Annotated in this window: 6 protein-coding genes; 1 reads left to right on the top strand and 5 read right to left on the bottom strand. The window is 51.3% G+C overall.

Annotated features, from left to right (window positions below):
- Positions 1-207 precede the first annotated feature (207 nt).
- Together Q0482_RS02850 and Q0482_RS02845 are read right to left on the bottom strand one after the other, a co-directional pair.
- Complete coding sequence (locus Q0482_RS02850; RefSeq protein WP_299143131.1) at positions 208-1,008, bottom strand: HAD family hydrolase; 801 nt, start codon at positions 1,006-1,008, stop codon at positions 208-210.
- Between the two features lie 15 nt (positions 1,009-1,023).
- Positions 1,024-1,914: a DMT family transporter gene (locus tag Q0482_RS02845; RefSeq protein ID WP_299143128.1), complete on the bottom strand. Its 891-nt coding sequence runs from the start codon at positions 1,912-1,914 to the stop codon at positions 1,024-1,026.
- Positions 1,915-1,990: 76 nt separating this feature from the next.
- Here Q0482_RS02845 and Q0482_RS02840 point away from each other — a divergent pair, with 76 nt between their 5' ends.
- A complete protein-coding gene (locus Q0482_RS02840) occupies positions 1,991-2,935 on the top strand; it encodes an NAD(P)-dependent oxidoreductase (protein WP_299143125.1) in 945 nt (314 codons plus the stop codon).
- 743 nt (positions 2,936-3,678) lie between these two features.
- Here Q0482_RS02840 and Q0482_RS02835 read toward each other — a convergent pair.
- Genes Q0482_RS02835 through hsdR form a run of 3 tightly spaced genes read right to left on the bottom strand, consistent with a single transcriptional unit; the run spans position 3,679 to position 8,945 of the window.
- On the bottom strand, positions 3,679-5,145 hold the full coding sequence (locus tag Q0482_RS02835; protein WP_299143122.1) for a restriction endonuclease subunit S: 1,467 nt from the start codon (positions 5,143-5,145) through the stop codon (positions 3,679-3,681).
- Positions 5,145-6,611 (bottom strand): class I SAM-dependent DNA methyltransferase, encoded by a 1,467-nt coding sequence (locus Q0482_RS02830; protein WP_299143119.1) that lies wholly within the window; start codon positions 6,609-6,611, stop codon positions 5,145-5,147. Before Q0482_RS02830 ends, Q0482_RS02835 begins: the two co-directional genes overlap by 1 nt.
- Entirely contained in the window at positions 6,612-8,945 is a 2,334-nt protein-coding gene (gene hsdR / locus Q0482_RS02825; RefSeq protein WP_299143116.1) for an EcoAI/FtnUII family type I restriction enzme subunit R, read from the bottom strand.
- Positions 8,946-10,139 lie beyond the last annotated feature (1,194 nt).

The raw sequence follows: 10,139 nt of genomic DNA, 5'->3' as shown, positions 1-10,139 counted from the left end.
AGGCGCTTTCCTTTGGGCCGCCCGACCGAACTTAGCGGGGGAAAGGTGGTGGCGCCAGCCACCAAAGGGGGGCGCTTTTCCATCGCCCGCCAGAGCGGTTGTTTGGTTTTATCATAATGGCGTCCCTTCATTTCCAAAGGGCGCCTACCAAGGCCGAAAGCCGGAAGCCGACAGTGGCCGCAGGCCCCGATTCCGACCCCCATCTCCCTACAGCAGTTTTTCTTCTATGGTCTTTGCCACGCCATCTTCTTCGTTGGAAGGGCAGATGGCCCGAGCTGCTTTTTTAGCCACTTCGTCGGCGTTGCTGACGGCATAGGAACGGCCGGCCATTTGAAGGAGGGGCACGTCGTTTTCCGTATTTCCAAAGGCCATGACTTCTTCCGGCGTGATACCTTTTTTATCACAGAGGAAGCGGACTGCTACCGCTTTATTGATGCCCTTTTTGTGGACATCCACGAAGTCATCCCCCGGGAAGACCACATCCACCTGGTCTTTGAATTTTTCTTCCACCGCCTGCCGGATGGCCAGTCTTTTTTCCAGAGAGGGGTCTGCAAAGACGATGCGGGTTACAAGTTGATCAGGGTGGTAGAATTTTTCCCCTATGTACACCGGCTTCTTGGAGCGGTATTTCTGGTATTTTTCTTCCGTGCCGTTAGGCTTGTCCATGTAAATCATATCATCCATGAAGGAGGTGGCATTCCATCCCCTTCTTTTGGATTCCAGAAGGATTTCCGAAGCCAGGTCCGGAGAAAGACCGTCCTGCCGGACCGGCTCTCCTGTTTCACTCATCATGATCCAGGCTCCTGTGTAGCAGATGAGAGGCACGTTGCCCAGCTTAAGGGTTTCCGCCTTTTTCCGGGCGGAGTCCCACATGCGGCCTGTGGCCACCACGATTTCATAGCCCCTGGATTGGGCCTTTCGGATAACATTTCTGGAATAGTCGGAAATGGTCATATCATCATGAAGCAGTGTGCCATCCAGGTCGATGGCAATCAATCGAATCGACATAAGAAACTCCTTTCATCAGGACTGCCTGTTTTTTCTATGAAATCCCGCAAGAAGCACGGGACTGGGAATCTGGGAAAGAAAGACACCTGCAGTCATGGCAATGACGCCGATGGTCTGCCGGAGGGTAAAGGATTCATTCAGGAAAAGAATGCCGGAAATCCCGCCGAATACCATTTCCATACTGAGGATCATGGACGCTTCCGTAGGAGGCATGTACTTCTGCCCCACCGCCTGCAGGGTGTAAGCCACGCTGGTGGAGAGGATGCCCGTGTAGAGAATGGGCCATGCCGCCCCCTGAAGGCCCGCCAGGGTGGGCGTTTCAAAAAGAAAAGCCAGAAGAAGGTTCAGAAGCCCCGTCACCATGAACTGCCCCGCCGACAGAAGCACCGGCGAAAACCGCTGAGTCAGGTAGTTCAGCATATGAATCTGCAGGGTGAAGGCCATGGCACAGATCAGCATAAGCCCGTCACCGTAGCTGATGGTCAGATCCTCCGTAATGGAAATGAAATAGACCCCCGTCATGGCAAGAATGGCGCCGATGAGATGATTCCGAAGCAGCGGCTGCCCCAGGAAAAGGCCGGCTATGGGCACCATGAGAAGGTAATTGGCGGTGAGGAAACTGGCCTTGGAGGCTGTGGTGTACTGCAGCCCCACCTGCTGCAGCGTAGCCCCCAGAAAGAGAGGAATGCCCACCATAAGAAAAGCCGCCCACAGGGGAATGGACGTGGAAACCGGACTTTTTTCCTCTTTGTGGAAATAGAGAAATGGAAGCAGCGCCAGGGACCCGATGACGAAACGGACACCGTTAAACGTAAAAGGCCCCACCGTATCCATGCCCACCACCTGGGCCACAAAGGCAAAACCCCAGATAAGGGCCGCCGACAGCAAAAGCAGACGATATTTCATAACCATGCTCCTTAAGGTATAATAGAGAAAGCTTTTCTTATTATATCAGATTCACCGCCTATGAAAGGAGAACAGAATGAAAGAAATCGTTATCGCCCAGCCCCTGGGCGTTCCGGAAGAAACGCTCCAAAACCTCTTTGCCCCCCTCACCGGTCAGGGATACCACCTTACCCTCTGGGACAAACTCCCCGAAAACCAGGAAGATTTAGGAAATCGGATTTCCAAAGCAGACCTGGCGGTCATTGCCAACTACCCTTTGAAAAAAGAAGCACTGGAAAAAGCATCCTCCCTCAAATACCTCTGCATCGCCTTCACCGGCGTAGACCACGTGGACATCGAAACCTGCCGTGAAAAAAACATCGCCATCTCCAACTGCGCCGGCTACTCCACCCAATCCGTAGCCGAACTGGCCATAGGCATGATCCTTTCCCTCTACCGGAAACTAGCGGAAGGAGCCGCTGCCGCCCATCACGGAAAAACAGGAGCCGGCCTTCGGGGTATCGAAATCAAAGACCGCACCGTAGGCATCATCGGCACCGGCGCCATCGGGTACCGCACCGCCCAGCTGGCAAAAGCCTTCGGCGCCAGAGTCTTGGGCTATAACCGCTCCCATAACCATGACGACATCACCTATACCGACCTGGATACGCTTCTTAAGACCAGCGACATCATCACCATCCACCTTCCCCTTACCGCTGAAACGAAACACTTCATGGACAGAGAAAAACTCTCCCTCATGAAAAAAGACGCCATCCTCATTAACACCGCCAGAGGCGGCGTCGTAGATAACAAAGCCCTGGCACAGGCCCTGAAGGAAGGGAAAATCGCCGGCGCCGGCATCGACGTATTCGACATGGAGCCGCCTCTCCCGGACGACTATCCCCTCCTTACCGCTCCCAATACCGTTCTTACCCCTCACGTGGGATTTGATACGGAAGAAGCCATGAAAAGGAGAGCCGCCATCGTGGCAGACAACGTGGTCAGCTATGTGGACGGGAAACAGAAAAATGTAATATGCTGAAGCAGAAAAAGACCGCGGACGCGGTCTTTTTTGCGGGTTAACGGCCCTTATGGGCCGAGGTTTGATGGGCCTCTCGGCCCAAAGGTTCTTAGGTTTGACACAGCCTGCGGCTGTGAGGGTTGTGGTATCGCCTGCGGCGATGAGTATATAGTCAGCGTTACGAAATTTGCGCTTGTGTCTCCAGTGCTGCATAACGGAGTGCGTTAGCCCCCTTCCTCTGGAAGGGGGGCGCCGTCAGGCAACGGAGGATAGCGGCCTTTCGCAGAAAGGCCGAGGCCCCGCAGGGGCCTAATATGAGGCATTCGTGAAAATCCGCCTTACGGCGGCGCCTTTGCTACGCAAAGTCCTATCCTCAGCCCTATCGGGCAGCTCCTTCCAGAGGAAGGAGCCTAACATTACGTTCTTACCTCTTGTGTCACCAGTGCTGCATGACGAAGTGCCTGAGCCCCTTCCTTTGGAAGGCAGGTAGTAAATACCAGTCGGCGGGAAGGTGCCCGGCGTTACTCCTCCCCCACGCAAAAAACTCCCTGCCCCTCCCGAAGAGGGGTACCGAGGCCCCTTCGGAAGTGGAGGAAGTTTTTCTATGATGTTCAGCCGGCTGAGGAGAAGCATTCCCTTTACCGGCCATCCTGCATTCCATGGATACGCGCAGGCAGGACGTGCGACCGTTCTCAGGCTCTATGCTTCTCTGCATACATAGTACGGAAGAGAGGACATCTGTCTCTTTCCAATCATTCCTTTGGCTACAGCTTGTCACAGAGAACCAGCAGGGATTCCAGCTTTTCCACAATGCGGTGCTGTTCGGCTAGAGGGGGAAGGGGGACTATCGTCTGACTAACCTTATCAGAATTTAAATTTTTAACTACTGCTCCTGCAGCCTTAACTACAAATTGAAATCGAATAAACGGCGTACAAAGCAAATAATATAAAAAATCTCGATAATAAGTAGATTCATAATCGAAAAGTACTAACCAACCATCATGTATGCACCCGTTAATATTTAAAATATAAGGATGTCCAAAGCTCATGGAGTTCGTAAGCAAAAGATCACCTTTGTGAACAAATCGACTTTTAACTACTCCTTCTTTTATAATTTTCTGAGCGGTGCTATTTATATACTTTCCGGTCTTATCAGTATCACCAATTTTTATCCAATTTATTCCTTCAATATTTTCTGTTAAAAAGGACTTTATTGGACGTGGAGACCCCCCTCGTGCAACATTACAAACCTCCCCCAGCCTCACCCATTCCCAGCTGTCCGGAATGTCAAAGGGCTTTTCTTCTTCCCTCACCGCCAGAAGGGGCTTTGTTTTTTTCAGCTTTCCTTCTTTCACCAGCTTTGCCTTTTCTTTCCGGATTTCCTTGAGGAGCTCCGCCGCCGTTCCTTCTTCTTTTTTCTGGGACACCAGTTTCCCTTCCATGGCCTGCTGGAGGAGACTCTTTTTCAGGTCCCCCGGGAATTTCCGGTTCAGTTCGTCCAGCTCCTCCGCCGCCTGGCCGTAGGCATCCACCAAAGGTTTCAGGTTTTCCAGCTTGTCCACAATGCGATGCTGTTCAGAAAGAGGCGGAAGCGGAATTATTGTTTTTCCGAATTCTGCCCCTGAGATTTCTTTAAACGTTGTCCCCGATGCCCTATTTTCTATATCTTTTGTAAAGGACTGAAGGCAATAATACAAATAATCAGCAATATTTTTATTCAAGAGAACGACCGATTTAAAACCCTGATTTGTACAAATAGGATTAGCCGCTATAGCTATATATCCAATCGGTGCACGACTGGAAAACAGTACTGTCCCCTTCGGAAGTAAACGTGCCGATGATTTTTCCAAGCCAAGTTTTGTAATATTGCGATTCCCATGACTGGCATACTTCCCTTTAATATTTTTCATATCTGCCGGTGTTATCCATGGAATATCTCCGTCCCAATATTCCAAATTTCCCGTTTTAGGCGTACCGCCACCAATAATTATCCCAATATCCCTCAGCCTCACCCATTCCCAGCTGTCCGGAATGTCAAAGGGCTTTTCTTCTTCCCTCACCGCCGGAAGGGGCTTTGCTTTTTTCAGTTTCCCTTCTTTTACCAATTTTGCTCTTTCTTTCCGGATTTCTTTGAGAAGCTCCGCCGCCGTTCCCTCTTCTTTTCTCTGGGGTACCAGTTTCCCTTCCATGGCTTTCTGGAGGATGCTGCCCCACAGTTCTTTTCCGGTCATCAGGGTTCCCCCATTTCTTTTTCTATGTCCGCCAGTATGGTGTCGATTTTCTCATTCAGGTCTTTTCTTTTCTGCTGGTAGGCGGCCATGAGTTCATGGGGCGGGAGGATTTCTTCTTCCTCATGGGGAAAGCCGCAGAGGTCCAGGTTATACCCATTCGTTTCGATTTCTTCGGCACTGAAGCATTTTGCCTTGGGCCAGCCCTCTTCCGTGATTTCTTCCCTGTGGTCCCACCAGGAGATGACAGGGGCAAAGTGGGAGCGCTGCATGGGCTTTGTTTTGGAGAAGTGCTTGTATCCTTCCGGCATATCGAGACGGTAAATCCATGTTTTCTTCGTGGGGCCGGTGTGGTCGAAGAAGAGGATGTTGGTGGTAATGCTTGTATAGGGCGCAAAGACGCTCGCCGGCAGACGGATGATGGTGTGCAGGTTGAATTCCTTCATCAGTTTTCTCTTAATGTTGGCCTTCGTATTATCCGTGCCGAAGAGGAAGCCGTCGGGCTGGATGACGGCGGCCCGTCCCCCTTCTTTCAAACGGTACATCATGACGGACATGAAAAGGTCTGCAGTCTCGCTGTCCGCCAGATCCGCCGGAAAGTGTTTCTGCACGTCCGCTTTTTCATTGCCGCCGTAAGGCGGATTCATGAGAATCACGTCGAATCTGTCCCTGTCCGTGTAGTCCAGCACGTCCTTCATGAGGCTGTTGCCGTAGGTGATGTGGGGTTCGTCAATGTCGTGGAGCAGCATATTGGTAATGCAGAGCTGGTAAGGGAATGGTTTCTTTTCCACGCCGTAAATGGAGTCATTGTATGTTTTCTGGTCTTCCGGCGTCTGTATCTGGGGCGCCAGCCCTTTAAGCCAGCTGGTCAAAAATCCGCCGGTGCCGCAGGCAAAGTCCGCCATCCGTTCTCCCAGCTTTGGGTGAATCATTTCCGCCATGAAGTCGGTCACTGCCCTTGGGGTATAGAATTCCCCCGCAGAACCGGCGGACTGGAGGTCCTTCAGAATGGTTTCGTAAATGTCTCCCAGGGCATGGATATTGTCATAGCTGGAGAGGTCGATGGCATCGATGGTATTCACCACCTGCCTAAGAAGCACGCCGTCTTTCATGTACTGGTTGGCGTCTTCAAAGACCGTTTTCACAATGGTTTTCTTCTGGGGCATATCCGGTGTCACCGGCAGGTCCTTCAGCACCCGGAACATACCATTCACAAAGTCCAGCAGGTCTTCGCCGGTCCGGGCTGTTCCCTTTCCGTCGTCTACGGCCCAGTTTTCCCAGCGGTAGGGTGCGGGAATGACGGATTCATAGCCTTCGTCCATTTCCCAGTCCTCTTCCTTGGCTGCATAGACTTTCAGGAAAAGAATCCATGCTATCTGTTCAATGCGCTGGGCATCACCATTGATACCGCTGTCCATACGCATAATATCTCTCAGCCTTTTCACCAGACCGTTCAGGTTTGCTGCCATTTATCCAACATCCTTTTCATAGAGTTCTTTTTTCAGTTCGCGAATGGCTTCAAAGAAGCCGTTCCTGCCGCCGAAGAGGCGGGCTATACCGGCAGGGGTGCCGTATTTCCGGAATTCCTTCATTTTCAGGATTTCCGGCTTTTCGATTTCCTTGATGCCCAGATTCATGTATTTATCCAGCAGGATATCCAGCACTTCCCTGGCGGCGCCGCCGTAGCGGTGGAAAATGTCTTTCTTCTTTACCTGCTCCGCCCGCTCTCTTCTTGTGAGCGGTTTCTGCCCGTAGGCAATGTGGCAGATGAAATCGAAGTCGTCCACGTCTTCCATGTGCTGGCTCTTTTTCAGCTTGTCCAGGTCGATGCCCTGCTTGGCCAGGATATCGGCAATCACCTTTTTCTTATCTTCCCTGTTCCATGTGCTGATGAAGGTGGACAGGCTGCCGAAGGTGCCCTGCACGTTTTCTTTCGTATAGTCGATGATATCTTCCTGTCTCAGCAGTTTTCCGTCGCTGTCATAGATGGAAATGGTGCGATTCAGCACATACACCCGGCAGCCGTCAGGGCGGATGACAGGAAGGCTTTTCGGTTTATCGTCATCATCGTCGTCATTCCCCTCACCGCCATAGGGCGCTTTCTTTTCCCCTATGCCCGGTTTCCCTTTTCTGCCGAAATGGGGGTCCTGCTCCACCGGACCATCCCAGTCGGGGTCTGCAAAGAGGCGCGTCACATCCCTGAAATCCATGATGACGAAGCTGTACTTTCCATCCTCCGTGCGGAGCCTGGTGCCCCGCCCCACAATCTGCTTGAAAAGGGGCATGGAGGCAATATTTCTGTCCAATGCGATGAGTTTCACCATCTTGCAGTCCACGCCGGTGGAGAGAAGCTCCGAGGTGGTAGCTATGACGGGATACCGGGAGCTCACGGAAATGAAGTACTGCAGCTTTTTCTTGCCGTAGTCGTCACTGCCGGTTATCCGCACCACATAGTCCGGATTTTCCCTCATACGGAGGGGATTGGCCTTGGCCAGGGCCGCCCGCATCCGTTCCGCCGCCGCTTCGGTTTCACAGAAAACGATGGTTTTCTGGTAGGGGCCCGTGGCTTCCAGATAGTCCGTAATCTGCCTTGCCACTTCTCTGGTCCTGTCTTCAATAACTATATTTCTATCGTAGTCCAGATTGTTGTAAATGCGGTCTTCCACCGGATTTCCAAAGGCATCCAGCTGTCCTTTCGCAGGCCGCCAGCCATCGCCTATATTGGTATGTACATTAATGACCCGGAAGGGCGCCAGGAAACCGTCTTCTATGCCCTGCTTCAGGCTGTAGATATACACCGGTTCCCCGAAGTAGTCGGTGCTGGAAACATAGGCCGTTTCCTTGGGCGTAGCAGTCATGCCTATCTGCACTGCCTTGTCAAAATAGGCCAGCACCCGCCGCCACCGGCTTTCTTCCTTGGCAGAACCACGATGACATTCGTCCACAATGACTAAATCAAAGAAATCGGGGTCGAAGAGCTCGCGAAAATGCTCTGTCTCATCATTTCCTACCATCTGCTGGTACAGGGCGAAATAGATTTCATAGGAAGTCAAAGTCCCCCGCTCATCTTTGGCAAAGTTCACCTTGTGAATCACCTTTTCCAAAGGGGCAAAATCCTGCTGGATAGACTGGTCCACCAATATATTCCGGTCCGCCAGATAGAGCACTTTCTTCACCAGACCGCTTTTTCTAAGGCGCCACACCGTTTGGAAAGCGGTGTAGGTCTTGCCGGTGCCCGTGGCCATGACAAGAAGGATTCTCTTCTGTCCTCTGGCAATGGCATCCATGGTGCGGTCCACCGCCACCTGCTGATAATAGCGGGGTGCATAGGTATTGGCAGACACATAATAGGGCTGTGTCAGCGCTTTCAGCTCATCCTCCGTCATGGACGATTCCCGCACATACCGCTCCATCAGTTCCTTCTCCGACGGAAAGGCATCCAAAGTGAGCGTCCTTTCTACGCCGGTAAAGAAATCATACTCCTCAAATCCATCGCCATTGGAACTGTAAGCAAATTTCACATCCATCATAAGGCAGTATTCCTTGGCCTGCTGCAGGCCAAAGGAAAGGGAGCGCTGATTGTCCTTGGCCTCCACAATGGCCAGCGGATATACCCCGTCCTTGTAGAGCACATAGTCTGCCCGCTTCGGCTTCTCCCGCACCGCCAAATTTCCCCTGATATTCACTCTGCCGTCGGTAATGGTCTTTTCCATGCGGATATGCTGTTTATCCCAACCTGCTTCGATGGCCGGCGTGATAAACCAGTTCTTGATATCCTCTTCGCTAAGACTTTTCTTATCCATGGTTTCACCTGCGTGTCATTGGGAATGATGAAAACGAGCTGTGGTCAAATAGGTATTCTTAATCTATATAGTACCATATTAGAAGAAAAAGGGCAGTAATTTCCGAATTCGATTCAGAAATCACTGCCCTTTTCCCACGCAAAAAACAGAAAAGCCTGTCAGGGGAGTCTCCAAGTAAGTTCAACCAATGAATCAGGCGTCCGCGCCTTGGCCTTCCCACTTACGTGGGTGCTGCTCGGAACATGTCGTCAGAGAGAGGAAAGTCCTGCGAGCGCTCTTCCTTATTGCTTTTCTGTCTTCTGTTTTTTTGTTGCTGCATTTTCTTCTGTCTATCATCGGCCGATTTTAGAAGAAGGGAGGATTGAAAAGATGGAATTCCTGGTGCTTCTTCATTCCCCTGCCCTCTTCTCTACCGCGGATGTGGAAGATGGTAGTTTGGAAATCGGATTCATCATCTCATGAGGTCTTTTCATTCCTCTATTACTAATATCGCAAAAGGTTTCATTTTTAGACCCCCTGGAAGAAAAAAATTTTAAAAATTTTCTCGGACCTATCCTCAGGGCTCAGCCCAGTTGCTGACGGTCAGACAAATATAAGGAAAGCCCTTTTATGGGCAGGCTAGGGGCCAACTTTTCCCGACTTGGCAATCCCTATGCAGAATTGCCACCTGGGGAAGGAGCCTGCGTTACGTTCTATGCTGTGAGGCCTATGGAACGAGGGAGCATGGCGGTAGGAGATTTCTCGACTCTGTGGAGATCCTGCATAGGACCTCCAAGTCAGCCGAAGTTGGCCGAGCGTAGATCAGCAATGGAGTATCAGTATCATTCTTACCCTCGTACACCCTTTTGCCACTTCGTGGCACTTTCCCTCAAGGGAAAATGAAAAATTCAGAAGGACTTTCCTATTGGCGGCTGACCGGCTGAGCTCGAAATGACAGTTCGACACGTGCCGTAGTGTTCCTTCATAAAAACAAAAAGCAGCCTCAAACGAAGCTACTTTCCGCCACAAAGAAACCCGGTGCCTTTTCATCCCCTATGCCCAATGAGTTCGGTGTCTGCATGGTCTACGGCCGCTGCCGCGATAGACGTTAAGTCCTGGATTTCTCTGCTGTTTTTTGTTTTACCCGCTCGGCCGAGTCAGGTGAGGGAGAAAAGCGGTACCATTTTCTTCTTTCCATCACTCCATAGAATCATT

The sequence above is a fragment of the uncultured Dialister sp. genome, from assembly GCF_937959425.1.
Classification (GTDB): Bacteria; Bacillota; Negativicutes; order Veillonellales; family Dialisteraceae; genus Dialister.
Note: the sequence above shows the minus strand (reverse complement) of the source record. Positions and strands in the feature narration are given on the sequence as shown.